This window comes from Achromobacter sp. MUI-25009338, assembly GCF_057359325.1.
Map to the genome: position 1 here is coordinate 5,502,492 of NZ_CM170627.1, position 15,287 is coordinate 5,517,778.

At 66.8% G+C, this 15,287-nt stretch carries 16 protein-coding genes; 11 read left to right on the forward strand and 5 right to left on the reverse strand.

The features are described from left to right. Positions 1–2 precede the first annotated feature (2 nt). On the reverse strand, positions 3–1,046 hold the full coding sequence (locus tag AC1IQ6_RS26015; RefSeq protein WP_006216320.1) for a rod shape-determining protein: 1,044 nt from the start codon (positions 1,044–1,046) through the stop codon (positions 3–5). A gap of 227 nt (positions 1,047–1,273) precedes the next feature. Here AC1IQ6_RS26015 and gatC point away from each other — a divergent pair, with 227 nt between their 5' ends. The 5 genes from gatC to AC1IQ6_RS26040 all read left to right on the forward strand — a co-directional run bounded on the left by gatC (position 1,274) and on the right by AC1IQ6_RS26040 (position 5,477). Beyond that, positions 1,274–1,582, forward strand: coding sequence for an Asp-tRNA(Asn)/Glu-tRNA(Gln) amidotransferase subunit GatC (gatC, locus tag AC1IQ6_RS26020; protein ID WP_102775205.1), 309 nt, complete (start codon positions 1,274–1,276; stop codon positions 1,580–1,582). Between the two features lie 3 nt (positions 1,583–1,585). Continuing rightward, on the forward strand, positions 1,586–3,124 hold the full coding sequence (gatA, locus tag AC1IQ6_RS26025) for an Asp-tRNA(Asn)/Glu-tRNA(Gln) amidotransferase subunit GatA (RefSeq protein ID WP_102775204.1): 1,539 nt from the start codon (positions 1,586–1,588) through the stop codon (positions 3,122–3,124). Between the two features lies 1 nt (position 3,125). Further along, positions 3,126–4,583 (forward strand): Asp-tRNA(Asn)/Glu-tRNA(Gln) amidotransferase subunit GatB, encoded by a 1,458-nt coding sequence (gene gatB, locus AC1IQ6_RS26030; protein WP_111826868.1) that lies wholly within the window; start codon positions 3,126–3,128, stop codon positions 4,581–4,583. 115 nt (positions 4,584–4,698) lie between these two features. Then, entirely contained in the window at positions 4,699–4,947 is a 249-nt protein-coding gene (locus AC1IQ6_RS26035; protein ID WP_102775202.1) for a hypothetical protein, read from the forward strand. Then, positions 4,944–5,477, forward strand: coding sequence for a type II toxin-antitoxin system VapC family toxin (locus AC1IQ6_RS26040; protein ID WP_102775201.1), 534 nt, complete (start codon positions 4,944–4,946; stop codon positions 5,475–5,477). The genes AC1IQ6_RS26035 and AC1IQ6_RS26040 overlap by 4 nt, the downstream gene beginning before the upstream one ends. Here the strand turns inward: AC1IQ6_RS26040 and pyrE are convergent. Continuing rightward, on the reverse strand, positions 5,453–6,169 hold the full coding sequence (gene pyrE / locus AC1IQ6_RS26045) for an orotate phosphoribosyltransferase (protein WP_479730630.1): 717 nt from the start codon (positions 6,167–6,169) through the stop codon (positions 5,453–5,455). The genes AC1IQ6_RS26040 and pyrE overlap by 25 nt on opposite strands. Before the next feature lie 97 nt (positions 6,170–6,266). Between pyrE and AC1IQ6_RS26050 the strand changes: the two genes are divergently transcribed. Next, positions 6,267–7,055, forward strand: coding sequence for an exodeoxyribonuclease III (locus tag AC1IQ6_RS26050; protein WP_102775199.1), 789 nt, complete (start codon positions 6,267–6,269; stop codon positions 7,053–7,055). On the opposite strand, the gene AC1IQ6_RS26055 is transcribed toward AC1IQ6_RS26050, so the two are convergent. Next, on the reverse strand, positions 7,037–7,948 hold the full coding sequence (locus AC1IQ6_RS26055) for a LysR substrate-binding domain-containing protein (RefSeq protein ID WP_485865509.1): 912 nt from the start codon (positions 7,946–7,948) through the stop codon (positions 7,037–7,039). The two genes, AC1IQ6_RS26050 and AC1IQ6_RS26055, sit on opposite strands and share 19 nt — an antisense overlap. Positions 7,949–8,054: 106 nt before the next feature. Between AC1IQ6_RS26055 and AC1IQ6_RS26060 the strand changes: the two genes are divergently transcribed. Together AC1IQ6_RS26060 and gdhA are read left to right on the forward strand one after the other, a co-directional pair. After that, positions 8,055–8,666, forward strand: coding sequence for a LysE family translocator (locus AC1IQ6_RS26060; RefSeq protein WP_209166949.1), 612 nt, complete (start codon positions 8,055–8,057; stop codon positions 8,664–8,666). Between the two features lie 430 nt (positions 8,667–9,096). Continuing rightward, on the forward strand, positions 9,097–10,443 hold the full coding sequence (gene gdhA / locus AC1IQ6_RS26065) for an NADP-specific glutamate dehydrogenase (RefSeq protein WP_102775196.1): 1,347 nt from the start codon (positions 9,097–9,099) through the stop codon (positions 10,441–10,443). A 141-nt stretch (positions 10,444–10,584) separates the two neighbouring features. Here gdhA and AC1IQ6_RS26070 read toward each other — a convergent pair whose 3' ends face one another. Next, positions 10,585–11,076, reverse strand: a complete 492-nt coding sequence (locus tag AC1IQ6_RS26070) for a copper chaperone PCu(A)C (RefSeq protein WP_102775195.1) — start codon at positions 11,074–11,076, stop codon at positions 10,585–10,587. A gap of 31 nt (positions 11,077–11,107) precedes the next feature. After that, the gene (locus AC1IQ6_RS26075) at positions 11,108–12,007 is read right to left on the reverse strand and encodes a LysR family transcriptional regulator ArgP (protein WP_102775194.1); all 900 of its coding nucleotides are present in this window, start codon (positions 12,005–12,007) and stop codon (positions 11,108–11,110) included. Between the two features lie 149 nt (positions 12,008–12,156). Here AC1IQ6_RS26075 and AC1IQ6_RS26080 point away from each other — a divergent pair, with 149 nt between their 5' ends. The 3 genes from AC1IQ6_RS26080 to AC1IQ6_RS26090 all read left to right on the forward strand — a co-directional run bounded on the left by AC1IQ6_RS26080 (position 12,157) and on the right by AC1IQ6_RS26090 (position 15,219). After that, positions 12,157–12,789, forward strand: coding sequence for a LysE/ArgO family amino acid transporter (locus AC1IQ6_RS26080; protein WP_485865510.1), 633 nt, complete (start codon positions 12,157–12,159; stop codon positions 12,787–12,789). 84 nt (positions 12,790–12,873) lie between these two features. Next, a complete protein-coding gene (locus tag AC1IQ6_RS26085) occupies positions 12,874–13,812 on the forward strand; it encodes a LysR substrate-binding domain-containing protein (RefSeq protein ID WP_485865511.1) in 939 nt (312 codons plus the stop codon). A gap of 243 nt (positions 13,813–14,055) precedes the next feature. Beyond that, positions 14,056–15,219, forward strand: a complete 1,164-nt coding sequence (locus tag AC1IQ6_RS26090; RefSeq protein ID WP_102775192.1) for an ABC transporter substrate-binding protein — start codon at positions 14,056–14,058, stop codon at positions 15,217–15,219. Positions 15,220–15,287: the final 68 nt, after the last annotated feature.

Here is a 15,287-nt window from a genome sequence, read left to right on the forward strand (position 1 = left end):
AATTAGTCGTTGATGAAAATGGCGCCCAGCTTTTCAAGATGTTCCAGCGCCTCGCCGCAACCGCGCACGACGCAGGTGAGCGGATCGTCGGCCACCACCACGGGCAGGCCGGTTTCTTCCTGCAGCAGGCGGTCCAGGTCGCGCAGCAGCGCGCCGCCGCCGGTCAGGGCGATGCCCTTGTCGGTGATGTCGGCGCCCAGCTCGGGAGGCGTCTGTTCCAGCGCGATCTTCACGGCCGAAACGATCTGGTTGAGCGGGTCGGTCAGCGATTCCAGGATCTCGTTGGACGAGACCGTGAAGCTGCGCGGCACGCCTTCGGCCAGGTTGCGGCCCTTGACCTCGATTTCGCGGACTTCGGAGCCGGGGAAGGCCGAGCCGATTTCCTTCTTGATGAGTTCGGCGGTGGGCTCGCCGATCAGCATGCCGTAGTTGCGGCGGATGTAGTTGACGATGGCCTCGTCGAACTTGTCGCCGCCGACGCGCACCGAACCCTTGTAGACCATGCCGCCCAGCGAGATGACCGCCACTTCGGTGGTGCCGCCGCCGATGTCGACCACCATCGAGCCGCTGGCGTCGGAGACGGCCAGGCCGGCGCCGATGGCCGCGGCCATGGGTTCCTCGATCAGGAACACGTGCGAGGCGCCCGCGCCCAGCGCCGATTCGCGGATGGCGCGGCGCTCGACCTGGGTCGAACCGCAGGGCACGCAGACGATGATCCGGGGGCTGGGAGCCAGCATGTTGCGGGGATGCACCATGCGGATGAACTGCTTGAGCATCTGCTCGGTGACCGTGAAGTCGGCGATCACGCCGTCTTTCATGGGCCGGATGGCTTCGATGTTGCCGGGAACGCGGCCGAGCATCTGCTTGGCTTCGTGGCCGACGGCCTGGATGATCTTCTTGCCGTGCGGGCCGCCTTCATGACGGATCGCGACCACGGACGGCTCGTCGAGCACGATGCCCTTGCCGCGGACGTAGATCAGCGTATTGGCGGTACCGAGGTCGATCGCCATATCGCTGGAAAAATAACTGCGCAGGAATCCGAACATGGGAGCTCAGCTAACTCTGGGGGGGAATTGGGTACATGCCGCGGGGCGTAGGGCCCGGATGGGGACGGGTCCGCCTGTCTTCGCGACGATTAAACCGTGAATCATAACTTATAATTTCCGCGGAAATAGCGCATAAATGCAGGCTATTCAAGCTTTGTAACGGGTTCGGCATATGCATACTGGCCCGTCCCGCCCTTCGGCCTTCGCTTATCGATTTTGCACTCCCCATGGCGCTCAATGACACAGATGTGGCCCGCATTGCCCGGCTGGCCAGAATCGAACTGACTCCCGACCAGCGCACCCTCGCGCAAGCCGAGCTCAACGGCATCCTCCACCTGATCGAACGGCTCCAGTCGGTCGACACCCAGGGCGTCGAGCCGCTGGCCCACCCCCTGTCCGCCCATGAGGACATCGTGCTGCGCCTGCGTGAAGACGCCGTGACCGAAACCAGCTCGGAAGCCCGCCGCCAGGAACTGCTGGCCAACGCGCCCGACGCCCAGGACGGCCTGTTCCTGGTCCCCAAGGTCCTGGACTGAGACATGACGAAACCCGCACTGCACACCCAATTCAAGGGCATCGCCGGCCTGCGCGAGGCCCTCGCGCAACGCCAGGTCAGCGCCGTCGAGCTGGCCCAAAGCGCCCTGGCGGCGGCCGAAGCGGCCAGCGGCCTGAATAGCTTTTTACATATTGACGCCGAATTGACGCTGGCACAGGCCCGCGCCGCCGACGCCGCGCTGGCCGCCGGCTCGGCCGGCCCGCTGGCCGGCATCCCCATCGCCCACAAGGACGCGTTCGTCACCCGCGGCTGGCGCACCACCGCCGGCAGCAAGATGCTCGAAGGCTATGTCAGCCCCTTCGACGCCACCGTCGTGGAACGCCTGGCCCAGGCCGGCGCCGTGTCGCTGGGCAAGCTGAACTGCGACGAATTCGCCATGGGCTCGGGCAACGAGAACTCCGCCTACGGCGCGGTCAGGAACCCCTGGGACCACGCCGCCGTGCCCGGCGGCTCCTCGGGCGGCTCGGCCGCCGCCGTGGCGGCCCGCCTGGTGGCCGCGGCCACCGGCACCGACACCGGCGGCTCGGTGCGCCAGCCCGCCGCCCTGTGCGGCGTCAGCGGCATCAAGCCCACCTACGGCACGGTCTCGCGCTACGGCATGGTGGCCTTCGGCTCCAGCCTGGACCAGGCCGGCCCCCTGGCCGAAAGCGCCCGCGACCTGCTCGAACTGCTGGACGTCATCAGCGGCTTCGACCCGCGCGACGCCACCAGCCTGCAGCAGTGCGACGGCGCGGCCAACGAGCCCGGCCGGGTGCGGCGCGATTTCGACGCCGCCCAGGCCCGCTTCGACGCCGCCGGCAGCCAGCCGCTCAAGGGCCTGCGCATCGGCGTGCCCGAGGAATACTTCGGCGCCGGCCTGGCGCCGGACGTGGCCGCCGCGGTCGAGGCCGCGCTGGCCCGCTACGAAGAACTCGGCGCCGTGCGCGTGCCGGTGTCGCTGCCGCGTACCGAGCTGGCCATCCCCGCCTACTACGTGATCGCGCCGGCCGAAGCCTCCAGCAACCTGGCCCGCTACGACGGCGTGCGCTACGGCCATCGCGCCGCCCAGTACGGCGACCTGAACGAAATGATCAGCCGCTCGCGCGCCGAAGGCTTCGGCGACGAGGTCAAGCGCCGCATCCTGATCGGCACCTACGTGCTGTCCCACGGCTACTACGACGCCTACTACCTGCAGGCCCAGCGCCTGCGCCGCATGATCGCGCAGGACTTCCAGCGCGCCTTCGCCGGCCAGTGCGACGTCATCATGGGCCCGGTCACGCCCACCGTGGCCAAGAACATCGGCGACAACCGCGACGATCCCACCGCCGACTGGCTGGCCGACGTCTACACGCTGGGCGTCAGCCTGGCCGGCCTGCCCGCCATGTCCGTGCCCTGCGGCTTCGGGGGGCAGGACCAGCGCCGTCCGGTCGGCCTGCAGATCATCGGCAACTACTTCGACGAAGGCCGCCTCCTGGCCATCGCCGACCGCTACCAACAAGTCACCGGCTGGCACAAAGAAACGCCCGCTCAGCAGGACGCCTAATATGAACTGGGAAATCGTCATCGGCCTGGAAACGCACACCCAGCTTTCCACCGACTCCAAGATTTTTTCGGGCAGCAGCACCCAATTCGGCGCCGCGCCCAATACCCACGCCAACGAAGTCGACCTGGCGCTGCCGGGCAGCCTGCCGGTCATGAACCGCGGCGCGGCCGAACGCGCCATCCGCTTCGGCCTGGCGGTGGGCGCCACCATCGCGCCGCGCTCGGTGTTCGCGCGCAAGAACTACTTCTACCCCGACCTGCCCAAGGGCTACCAGATCAGCCAGTACGAACTGCCCGTGGTCGTGGGCGGTTCGCTGTCCTTCTTCGTCGGCGAGGAAGAAAAAACCGTCAACCTGACCCGCGCGCACCTGGAAGAAGACGCCGGCAAATCGCTGCATGACGACTTCCGCCTGGCCGACGGCTCGCCCGGCAGCGGCATCGACCTGAACCGCGCCGGCACGCCGCTGCTGGAAATCGTGACGGAACCCGAAATGCGCTCGGCCGCCGAGGCCGTGGCCTATGCCCGCGCCCTGCACAGCCTGGTCGTGTGGCTGGGCATCTGCGACGGCAACATGCAGGAAGGCTCGTTCCGCTGCGACGCCAACGTGTCGGTGCGGCCGGTGGGCCAGAAGGAATTCGGCACCCGCACCGAGATCAAGAACGTCAACTCGTTCCGCTTCCTGGAACGCGCCATCGCGTATGAAGCGCGCCGCCAGATCGAGCTGATCGAGGACGGCGGCACGGTGGTGCAGGAAACCCGCCTGTACGACGCCGACCGCGACGAGACGCGCAGCATGCGCAGCAAGGAAGACGCGCACGACTACCGCTACTTCCCCGACCCCGACCTGCCCCCGCTGGTGATCTCCAGCGCCTGGGTCGACGAAGTGCGCGCCGCCATGCCCGAACTGCCGGCCGCGCTGCGCGCCCGCTTCGAGTCCGACTACGGCCTGAGCGCCTACGACGCGGCCCAGCTCACCGCCAGCCGCGGCCTGGCCGCCTACTTCGAGGCGGTGGCGCAGGCCCTGCCGGCCGGCCAGGCCAAGCTGGCGGCCAACTGGATCATGGGCGAAGTGGCCGCGACGCTGAACAAGGAAGAAAAGGACATCGCCGACTCGCCCGTGCAGGCCCCGGCCCTGGCCGCCCTGATCGGCCGCATCATCGACGGCACCATCTCCAACAAGATGGCCCGCGAGGTGTTCGGCGCCATGTGGGCCGGCGAACACGGCGGCCAGCCCGACGCCATCATCGAGGCCCGCGGCCTGAAGCAGATCAGCGACACCGGCGCCATCGGCGCCATGATCGACGAGGTGCTGGCGGCCAACCCCGCCATCGTGGAAGAGTACCGGGCCGGCAAGCAGAAGGCCTTCAACTCGCTGGTCGGCCAGATCATGAAAGCCGCGCGCGGCAAGGCCAACCCGCAGCAGGTCAACGAACTGCTCAAGCAGAAGCTGGACAGCTGATGGATCACGGGCCGCGCAAGCGCCCGTACCAGACGAAACGAAGGGCCGCAGCATCTTGCTGCGGCCTTTTGTTTGGCGAAGAATTTCCGGATCGCCCCAGACCGGAGACGCCTTCATGGCCATTCCTTACGTCGCCATCCCGCAGGAAGAGCTAGCCAGTTGCCTGGACGACATGATTCAGGCTGCGCGAGACGGCGCGCGCGTCGTCATCACCCGCAACGGCCAGGCTCATGCGCAGATCTGCCAAGTCAATCCGCTGCTGACCGAAGAGGCGCACAACGCGATTGAAGAACTCAAGCGTTTCCCCAAGATCGAGATGGACGAAGCGACCTGGTGGCATATCATCAAAGGGGCGCCCGAATGAAACTCGTGCTCGACGCCTCAGTGGCCCTGAGCTGGCTGCAACTGCCAACCCAGCCTTTCAGTTCGGAAGCCATGACCATCCTGAGCCTCCTGCACAAAAATCCCGCGTACGTGCCGATGATATGGCCGCTGGAAGTCGCTCACGGGGCGTTGCGCGTGGAACGATCCAAGGCGGTGACGGAAAGCGCACTGGCCAGGTTCTCGGACTTGGTGCAAAGCGCGCCGGTCATCATCGAGTCGCGCCCCACGCAAGCCTGGCTCGCCAGCAGCGTGTCGATCGCAAGAGAACACCGGATCACGGTTTATGACGCCACTTATCTGGAACTCGCCATGTTCCACGGCGCGCCACTTGCCACCTTTGACAAGCGGCTGGCGCAGGCTGCCGGCACCTGCGGCGTATCCCTCGAGACGACGCTAGCCGACAAGCTCGAGGAGCCCACTGCTCACTATGGCATCCCGCCGGCAACCGATTACGTCGAAATCGGTTGCAGCGCCCTGCGCACCGGCTACACCCCGTACTTCGTCCGGTAGGCCAGCACCGCGTCGCGGTGTTCGGAAAACGATGCGTCGTCCTGCAGCAACGCCAGGATGTCGGCCAGCGAGGCGATGGCCACCACCGGGATGCCGTAGGTCTTGGACACGTCCTGCACGGCCGAGTGCGCCGACAGGGCGTCGTCCGGGCCGGCGCGTTCCATGCGGTCCATGGCGATCAGCACGGCCGCCGGTTGGGCGCCCGCGGCGCGGATGATTTCCACCGACTCGCGCACCGAAGTGCCCGCGGTGATCACGTCGTCGATGATGACGACCTTGCCCGCAAGCGGCGCGCCCACCAGGGTGCCGCCTTCGCCGTGGTCCTTGGCTTCCTTGCGGTTGTAGGCGAAGGGCACGCCGCTCTTGCCCTGCATGTCGGGGTGGCCGGCCAGCGCGACGGCGGTGGCGGTGGCCAGCGGAATGCCCTTGTAGGCCGGGCCGAACAGCATGTCGAAGGCCACGCCCGAATCCAGCAGCGCCTGCGCGTAGAACTGCGCCAGCTTGCCGACCGAACCGCCGTTGTTGAACAACCCCGCGTTAAAGAAATACGGACTGATACGACCCGACTTGACCTTGAAGCTGCCAAAGCGCAGCACGCCCTCGTTCAAGGCGAAGCGGACGAAGTCGAGAGCGGTGGCGGAGGATTGGGCGGCGGTCATGCGAGGGATCCGGTAGATGGCAAACCCCGGCATTTTATCCGTTGTCGGGGCTTTTCCCTGGCCTGAGCGCCGAGTCGGTTAAATTCCTGGCATTGCCCGGGCCTCGCGCCCCGCCTATAGGAGTTTCGCTTTGTTGCGCATTACCTCGATCAACCTCAACGGAATCCGGTCCGCCTTTCGCAAGGGCCTGCAACCCTGGATGGAAAAGCACGCCGCGGACGTGCTGTGCCTGCAGGAGATCAAGATTTCCCACGACGACCTGACCGAAGACCTGCGCCACCCGCCCGGCTATACCGGCCACTTCCACCATGCCGTGAAGAAAGGCTATAGCGGCGTCGGCATCTATCTGCGCAATGCCGCCGAACGCGTGCACACCGGCCTGGGATGCGAGGAATTCGACCCCGAGGGCCGCATCATCCGCGCCGACTGGAAGAACCTGTCCGTCATCAGCGCCTACCTGCCGTCCGGCTCCAGCGGCGACGAGCGGCAACAGGCCAAGTACCGGTTCCTGGACCGGTTCGGCCCCTGGATCGACGCCCTGATGCACGAGCACCGGACCACCGGCCGCGAGTTCATCATCTGCGGCGACTGGAACATCGCCCACAAGGAAATCGACCTGAAGAACTGGAAGGGCAACATGAAGAATTCGGGCTTCCTGCCCGAAGAGCGGGCCTGGCTGACCGACGTGTTCGACAAGCGCGGCTTCGTGGACGTGTTCCGCACCATCGACGACCGGCCCGACCAGTACACCTGGTGGAGCAACCGCGGCCAGGCCTGGGCCAAGAACGTCGGGTGGCGCATCGACTACCAGATCGCCACGCCGGGCATCGCGGCCCGCGCCCGCAGCGTCGCCATCTACAAGGACGAACGCTTCTCGGACCACGCGCCGCTGACGATCGACTACGACGCCACGCTCTGATGGCCGGCCCCGGCGCCGGATTGCCGCAGCGACTCGGCGGCCTCCCGGCGCAGCCATTGCAGGAAGACCCGCGCCCGCGGATCCTCGGCATACGGCCGGGGCGACAGCAGGAAATAGGCGGAGCCGTCGCGCACGAAGCCGCGCGGCGCCTCCAGGCGGCGGTCGCGCACGGCGTCGCAGGCCATCAGGGCTGACCCGATGGCCACGCCCAGCCCCGCGGCGGCGGCCTGCAGGCTCAGGTAGAAATGCTCATAGGCCGGCCCGGCGCGCCTGGGCGGCCTGCCGCCCGCGGCCTGGGACCACTGCCGCCAGGCTTGCGGCCGCGTCGCGCTGCCCAGCGCCGGCGCGCCGTCCCAGCCCTCGCCGGCGGCACCCAGCAGGCCCGGCCGGCATACCGGCCCGGTCCATTCCTCGCACACCCGCTCGGCATGCAGCGCGGCGTCCCATTCGAAATCATTGCGCCGCAGCGCCACGTCCACGCCCTGGGCCGCGAAATCCAGCGGACCGCCGGCCGCATACAGGTGCACCTGCACGGCCGGATGCAGGCGCTGGAAATCCGGCAGGCGCGGAATCAGCCACATCATGGCGATCGTGGGCTCGCAGGACAGCACCAGGGGCGCGTCCGCCGCCGGCTGGCGCAGCCTGGCCAGGCCCGTGGCGAGCTGCTCGAAAAGCGCGCGGGTCAGCTCGTGCAGCTGCCCGCCTCGATCAGTCAGGAAAACACCCCGGTTGCGCCGCTCGAACAAGCGCATTCCCAGGCTGTCCTCCAGCAGCCGGATCTGCCGGCTGACCGCGCCGTGGGTCACGTTCAGCTCTTCTGCGGCCTTGCCGAAGGCCTGGTGGCGGGCGGCGGCGTCGAAGACGCGCAGCGCGTTGAGCGGCGGGAGTTTCATGGCTATCGGTGAGTTTTTCTGACGTATATCCGGCATTAAAAATCGTTTTTCGGGCGTGCGCCAGCGCCGGACAATACCGGCTCCCTCTTGCTTGCGCTTCCCTTCCATGACCGAACTGATAGCCGTCGCCCTGATCACCGTTCTTGCCGTCATCAGCCCCGGGCCGGACTTCGCGATGGTGACCCGCTACAGCTATCTGTATGGCCGGCGCACCGGCCTGACCTGCGCCGCCGGCATTGCGTTGGCCGTGCAGGTGCACGTGTTCTACACCATGTTCGGCGTCAGCCTGCTGGCCCATTACGCCCGGCCCGTGCTGCAGGGCATCAAGCTGGCCGGCGCCTGTTATCTGATCTACATGGGCTGGAAGACGTTTTTCAACCGCACGCCGGTCGACCGCGACCTGTCGGCGCGCCCGGCCATCTCGGCCTGGCGGGCGCTTTACGACGGCTTTCTGACCAACGCCCTCAATCCCAAGACCACGCTGTTCGTGGTCAGCACCTACACCCAGCTGGTTTCGCCGGGCACGCCGCTGACCCGGCAATTCGGCTACGGACTGTTCATGTCGTTCGCGCACTGGGCGTGGTTCAGCGTCGTGGCATGGTCGGTTTCCTCGCCCGTACTGCGCCGCGCGCTGCTGGACCATCAGCGCACCGCGGACCGGGTGGTGGGGGCCGTGCTGATGGCCCTGGGCGGCGCGCTGGCGGTCGCGCAGGTCTGAACTGTTGCCTGCGTGTGACTTTTCTCAAATTAATAATGGGGACGCATTAAATCGGACTGTCCGCCTGATGAGGCTTCCAGGCATGGCTAATGGTCCGATTTGCGTGCGGCCCGGCCTGCCCGGCGCCGATTTCTCCCTGTGCAATTATTTGGGGACATATTGTTTTCCCCAGGAAATTCAACGGAATTCCACCGGACCAGGGAATTTTCCAGACGTGAGCCGCCCATTTCGACATTATGCGACCCCAATTACTGGGTCGCAAAAAATCGCTTTGATATCAATGTGATGCAGCATTTCACGGCTTTGCGCAGGGCAATAATTTAGCCCTACAATTCCGCACCATACGGGTGCGAACTTGCACCAAACCCGTGTCTATCGCGCCCCAATCCGGGGCCACCCCGCACCTATTCGAAGCACCCCCGAGGAGAACATGTTGAAAGTGCAGAGTCTGGACGACTTCCTGCGTGGCGTTGCCGCGCGCGACCCGCAACAACCTGAATTCATGCAAGCCGTCCAGGAGGTGATGCTGAGTCTGTGGCCTTTCATCGAGAAGCACCCGCACTACGCCGAGCACGCCCTGCTCGAGCGCCTGGTGGAGCCGGAACGCGTGATCCAGTTCCGCGTGTGCTGGACCGATGACCGCGGCCAGGCCCGGGTCAACCGCGCTTTCCGCATTCAGCACAACTCGGCCATCGGCCCGTTCAAGGGCGGCATGCGCTTCCACCCCTCGGTGAACCTGTCGATCCTGAAGTTCCTGGCTTTCGAACAGACCCTGAAGAACTCGCTGACCACGCTGCCCATGGGCGGCGGCAAGGGCGGTTCGGACTTCGACCCCAAGGGCAAGTCCGACGCCGAAGTCATGCGTTTCTGCCAGGCCCTGATGATCGAGCTGTACCGCCACCTGGGTCCGGACACCGACGTGCCGGCCGGCGATATCGGCGTGGGCGCGCGCGAAGTCGGCTTCATGGCCGGCATGATGAAAAAGCTGTCGAACTCGACCGCCAGCGTGTTCACCGGCAAGGGCCTGACCTTCGGCGGCAGCCTGATCCGCCCCGAAGCCACCGGCTACGGCACCGTCTATTTCGCCGAAGAAATGCTCAAGCGCGTCGGCCGTTCGTTCGACGGCCTGCGCGTCTCGGTGTCGGGCTCGGGCAACGTCGCCCAGTACGCCATCGAGAAGGCCATGGCGCTGGGCGCCAAGGTGGTCACCGTCTCCGACTCCAACGGCACCGTGGTCGACGAAGCCGGCTTCACCCATGAAAAGCTGGTCGCGCTGATGCACATCAAGAACGACCTGCGCGGCCGCCTGGACACCTACGCGCGCGAATTCGGCCTGCAATACGAAGCCGGCAAGCGTCCGTGGCACGTGCCGGTCGACGTGGCCCTGCCCTGCGCCACCCAGAACGAGCTGGAGCTGGACGACGCCAAGACGCTGATCAAGAACGGCGTGCTGTGCGTGGCCGAAGGCGCCAACATGCCGGCCACCCTGGAGGCCGCCAAGGCCTTCGTCGCGGCCCGCGTGCTGTACGCCCCGGGCAAGGCCAGCAACGCCGGCGGCGTGGCGGTATCGGGCCTGGAAATGGCCCAGAACTCGGCCCGCCTGTCCTGGACGCGCGAGGAAGTCGACACCCGCCTGCACGCCATCATGCGCGACATCCATGAAAACTGCGTGCGCCACGGCCACACCGAGCGCGAATACGTCAACTACCTGGACGGCGCGAACATCGCCGGTTTCGTGAAGGTGGCTGACGCTATGCGGCAGCAAGGCTTGTACTAGACCCCCCCCGAAGCGCCTTTGGCGCTTCCCCCCCAGGGGGGCGCCGCTACGGACCGGCGGAGCCGGATCCGTGCGGCCCCGCGCTCTTGGGGAGGGTTTGCCCCGTGGGGCGAGGGCGCGCGGCGCGCGCCTTAGTGCTCCTTAATGCTTCATCGTGCCGTGGTTCATGTTCATGCCGGGGTTGTGGGTGGCGGGTTTGACTTTGAATTGGACCGCGACTTCGCCGGCCTTTTCGAACTTGAGGGTGGCGGGCACGGTTGCGCCTTCGGCGAACGGCGCTTTCAGCTTGATGAACATGACGTGGTAGCCGCCCGGGCTGAGTTTGACCTCGGTGTCGGCGGGCAGGGCGATGCCGCCTTCGACCTGGCGCATCTTGGACACGCCGTTTTCGGTTTGCACCGTGTGCAGCTCGACGCGTTCGGCGGCGTCGGACGTGATCGACAGCAGGCGGTCCTCGGTCTTGGCGTCGTTGTCGATGTCCATATAGCCCGCGCCGTTGGACTGGCCCGGCGCCGAGGCGCGCACCCACAGGTCGTCGATCTCGATCTGGCCGACCTTGTAGTCCTTCGCCCAGGCCGTGCCGGCCGTGCACAGGCCCAGGGCGGCGATCACAGCGAACTTGCGGATGTTCATGACTAGTACTCCTAAGGGTTAACGCCGCGGGTCAACGCCTCCTGACCAGGCTGCGGGCGGCTGACAGAACCGAATCGGTCAGGGCTTCCATGGCTTCGGAGTTTACCCGCCAATGCTGCCAATACAGCGGCACATCCTCCCAGGCGCGCCCGCGCAGCAGCATCAGCTGACCTGCGTCAAGGTGCTCCTGCACCAGCGGCAGCGGATTCATGGTCCAGCCCAGCCCGCCCAGCGTGGCCTGCACGAAGGCGCGCGTCGACGGCACCCACCAGACCGGCGGCTGCCACGGCGCCGGATCGGCGATCTTGTGGGCGAAGCGGGCCTGCAGGGCGTCCTTGCGGTTGAACACCAGCACCGGCGCCTGCGCCAGCGTCTGCGCGTTGACCCCTTGCGAGAAATAGCGCTTGTGGAATGCCGGCGTGCAGGTCGCGACGTAGCGCATGCTGCCCAGCGCATGGATGCGGCAGCCCTGCACCGGCTCGGCCAGCGCGGTCACCGCGCCCAGCACCGAGCCGTTGCGCAGCAAGGCGGCGGTGTGGTCCTGGTCTTCGGACTGCATGTCCAGCGTGGCGCGGGTACGCGCCGAGAACTGCACCGCCGCGTCGACGAACCAGGTTTCCAGGCTGTCGTGGTTCACCGCCACGGGGATGCTGGCATAGGGCACGTCGTCGTCGGCCACGCCCAGCCGGCTGAGCGCGTCGTGCTCCAGGAGCGCAGTCTGCTCGGCCAGCCGCACCAGCACCTGGCCGTCGGCGGTGGCCGCCGCCGGCACCGTGCGCTGCACCAGCAGGCGGCCCATGCGGTCCTCCAGCGCCTTGATCCGCTGCGACACCGCCGACGGGGTGACGTTCAGCGACAGCGCGGCGCGCTCGAAGCTGCCTTCGCGCACCACCGCCGCCAGGGCCCTGAGGTTGCCGTGATCGAGTTTCATAGCATTAGCTTTGCTTAAGATAGTGAAGGAAAATTAGCTTTATTTCATCTATCCGACAAGGGAAAATGACGCATTGCCGGCACGCCCCGCCGCTGCCGGCGCCAAATCAAGCGCCGCCACAGGCGTAGCAGTCATAAGGTGTTTGCGTCATGTTCGCCACGTTGTCTTCCCCCCTCTTCTTCACTGCCTGGGCCAGCGGAACGGCCACCGGGCTGGGCCTGTTCGCCGTCGTGGGCGCGCAAAGCGCGTTCATCCTGCGCCAGGGGCTGATGCGGGCGCACCTGCTGAGCGTGGTCGCGATCTGCGCGCTGATCGACGCCGTCTTCATCTTCGCCAGCGTCTCCGGGCTGCAGGCCCTGACCACCTGGTTTCCGTGGCTGACGACCGCCGTGCTGTGGTTCGGCGTCGCCTTCCTGTCCTGGTACGCCCTGCAATCGGCGCGCCGCGCCTGGACCGCCAACGGCGGGCTGGCCGCCGCCCGCGACGTGGTGCCGTCGCGCCGCGCCGCCATGCTGGGCGCGCTGGGCTTTTCGCTGCTCAATCCGCACTTCTGGATGGACATGGTGGTGGTCGGCTCGCTGGCGCACGGCTTCGAGGACGCCCGCATGGCGTTCGCCGCCGGCGCGCTCACCGCCAGCCTGCTGTGGCTGGCCGTGCTCAGCATCGGCTCGCGCCTGTTCGCCCCGTTCTTCGCCAGCGCCTCGGCCTGGCGCGTGCTGGACGGCATCATCGCGGTGGTGATGGCGGCGCTGGCGGTGAGTCTGGCCCTCAAGGGCGTATGACGCGCAGCCCGGCAAGGGCGCCGTCCTTATAATCGGCCCCTTGCCAATCTTGCGTCGGGCGCAGCGCCGGCCCGCCAGACGATCATGCGCGGACCCTCCTCCAAAGACGTGCGCCTGCCGCCGCTGGCCGCCATCCAGGCGTTCGAAGCGGCCGCGCGGCTCGGCTCCTTCGAGCGCGCCAGCGAAGAACTCTTCGTCACGGCCAGCGCCATCGGCAAGCGCATCGCCATGCTCGAAGCGCTGCTGGACGTCTCGCTCTTCATACGCAGCCGCCGCGGGGCGACCCTGAGTTCGGCCGGGCAGGAATACCTGGAACAGGTCCGCACCGCGCTGGACCTGTTGTCGGACGCCTCGCTGCACAAGCGCGGCGAGCCCAAGCCCGAAACGCTGCGCGTGGTGTCCACGCCGACCTTCGCGCGCCAGGTCCTGATCCCCAGCCTGGCCGAGTTCACCGCCGCGCATCCCGACGTGGAGCTGGAGATCATGCTCTCCATCCCCTACCTGGAAATCATGCCGCCGAACGCGGATGTCTGGGTCCGCTTCGGCAGCAGCAAGTATCCGGGGCTGCACACGCGCCAACTCACCGCCGACCCGGTGTTCGCGGTCTGCACGCCCGGCTATCTCGACGCCCACGGTCCCTTCAGACAGCCCGCGGACCTGGCGCGGGCGCAGCTGCTGCGCTGTCCGATGGAGCCCTGGCGCCCCTGGCTGGACGCGGCCGGGCTGGACTGGCCCGAGCCGTCGCGCGGCGTGTGGCTGGTGGATCTGGGCATGACGCTGGAAGCCGCGCGCGCCGGCCAGGGCATCGCGCTTACGCGCCGCACCCTGGCCGCGCAGTGGCTGGACGAAGGCAGGCTGGTGCGCGTCTTCGACATCGAGATCCCCGGCGAATCCCAGTACTACCTCTGCACCGAAGCCTCGCGTCCGCTGACCCGCGCGCGGCAGGCGTTCTCCGACTGGCTGCACGACGTATGCCGGCGGGTATCGCAATGGCCGCGCGGCGCGCGGACCAGTCAGGAATAAATTTCCAGCAAGAGGCGGAACGATATTCCGCCTAAGGCGCCGCCGCCCTGGCCAGGCGCGCGCGGCGCCGTTTCCGGCGTCCTCGTCCACGCGTAGGTATTTACGCGCACAAGCCCCATCGCGTCAGATTCGCGTAAGTGATAGGGCAGACAGTCACACCCTTGCAACATAGAGCGCGCCGCAGCACCTACGCGCCGGCATTCGGTTTTCCACGCAGTCCTACCAATTACAACGGAGACATCCATGGATTTTCGTTTGAAGCTGCTTGCAGGAACCCTCGCATTTGCCGCAACGGCCGTCAGCCACGCCGCCGACCCCATCAAGATCGGCGTCGCCGGTCCCTACACCGGCGGGTCGTCATCCATGGGCGTGAGCATGCGCGACGGTGTGCGCCTGGCCATCGAAGAAATCAACAAGAACGGCGGAGTGCTGGGTCGGCAGCTGGTCGCGGTGGAACGCGACGACGAAGCCAAGAACGAACGCGGCGTGCAGATCGCGCAGGAGCTGATCAACAAGGAACAGGTGACCGCCACCGTCGGCTACATCAATACCGGCGTGGCGCTGGCCTCGCAGCGCTTCTACCAGGACGCCAAGATCCCGGTGTTCAACAACGTGGCCACCGGCAGCGTCATCACGCATCAGTTCCAGGCGCCCGAATACCCGGACAACTACGTGTTCCGCAACGCGGCGCACGACAGCATCCAGGCGCCCATGATCGTCGAAGAGGCGATCACCCGCCGCGGCTACAAGAAGGTCGCGATCCTGGCCGATTCCACCAACTACGGCCAGCTCGGCCGCGAAGACCTGGAGAAGGCGCTGGCCAGCAAGGGCATCAAGCCGGTGGCCGTGGAGAAGTTCAACATCAAGGACGTCGACATGACGGCCCAGCTGCTGAAGGCCAAGTCCGCCGGCGCCGAAGCCGTGCTGACCTATGGCATCGGACCCGAGCTGGCCCAGATCGCCAACGGCATGACCAAGCTGGGCTGGAAGGTGCCGATGATCGGCAGCTGGACCCTGTCGATGGCCAACTATATCGATAACTCGGGCGCCAACGGGGAAGGCGCGCGCATGCCGCAGACCTTCATCCAGGACCCGGACACGCCCAAGCGCAAGGCCTTCATCGACGCCTATCTGGCCAAGTTCAAGCCCAAGAACGACCGCATCGATTCCCCGGTGTCGGCGGCCCAGGGCTATGACTCGATCTTCCTGCTGGCGGCCGCGATCAAGCAGGCCAATTCCACCGACGGCCCCAAGGTCCGCGAAGCGCTGGAGAACCTGCAGACGCCGGTCGAAGGCGTGGTGATGACCTACAACAAGCCGTTCAGCCACGACAACCACGACGCGATCACCGCCAAGGAAGTGGTCATCGGCGAGGTCAAGAGCGGCCGCGTCGTCAAAGCCAACTAGCAACGCATCGCGGCGGCCGCGCCGCCATCCGCGCCCCGGCCGCCGGGGCGCGGGCCTCGTGCCGCCCG

Coding starts and splice junctions, on each gene's coding strand:
- pyrE (WP_479730630.1), bottom strand. CDS start 6,169: ATGCCGGGGTTTGCCATCTACCGGATCCCTCGCATGACCGCCGCCCAA.
- AC1IQ6_RS26070 (WP_102775195.1), bottom strand. CDS start 11,076: ATGAACATCCGCAAGTTCGCTGTGATCGCCGCCCTGGGCCTGTGCACG.
- AC1IQ6_RS26040 (WP_102775201.1), top strand. CDS start 4,944: ATGAAACTCGTGCTCGACGCCTCAGTGGCCCTGAGCTGGCTGCAACTG.
- gatB (WP_111826868.1), top strand. CDS start 3,126: ATGAACTGGGAAATCGTCATCGGCCTGGAAACGCACACCCAGCTTTCC.
- gatA (WP_102775204.1), top strand. CDS start 1,586: ATGACGAAACCCGCACTGCACACCCAATTCAAGGGCATCGCCGGCCTG.
- AC1IQ6_RS26060 (WP_209166949.1), top strand. CDS start 8,055: ATGACCGAACTGATAGCCGTCGCCCTGATCACCGTTCTTGCCGTCATC.
- AC1IQ6_RS26035 (WP_102775202.1), top strand. CDS start 4,699: ATGGCCATTCCTTACGTCGCCATCCCGCAGGAAGAGCTAGCCAGTTGC.
- AC1IQ6_RS26080 (WP_485865510.1), top strand. CDS start 12,157: ATGTTCGCCACGTTGTCTTCCCCCCTCTTCTTCACTGCCTGGGCCAGC.
- AC1IQ6_RS26075 (WP_102775194.1), bottom strand. CDS start 12,007: ATGAAACTCGATCACGGCAACCTCAGGGCCCTGGCGGCGGTGGTGCGC.
- gdhA (WP_102775196.1), top strand. CDS start 9,097: ATGTTGAAAGTGCAGAGTCTGGACGACTTCCTGCGTGGCGTTGCCGCG.
- AC1IQ6_RS26090 (WP_102775192.1), top strand. CDS start 14,056: ATGGATTTTCGTTTGAAGCTGCTTGCAGGAACCCTCGCATTTGCCGCA.
- gatC (WP_102775205.1), top strand. CDS start 1,274: ATGGCGCTCAATGACACAGATGTGGCCCGCATTGCCCGGCTGGCCAGA.
- AC1IQ6_RS26055 (WP_485865509.1), bottom strand. CDS start 7,948: ATGAAACTCCCGCCGCTCAACGCGCTGCGCGTCTTCGACGCCGCCGCC.
- AC1IQ6_RS26015 (WP_006216320.1), bottom strand. CDS start 1,046: ATGTTCGGATTCCTGCGCAGTTATTTTTCCAGCGATATGGCGATCGAC.
- AC1IQ6_RS26085 (WP_485865511.1), top strand. CDS start 12,874: ATGCGCGGACCCTCCTCCAAAGACGTGCGCCTGCCGCCGCTGGCCGCC.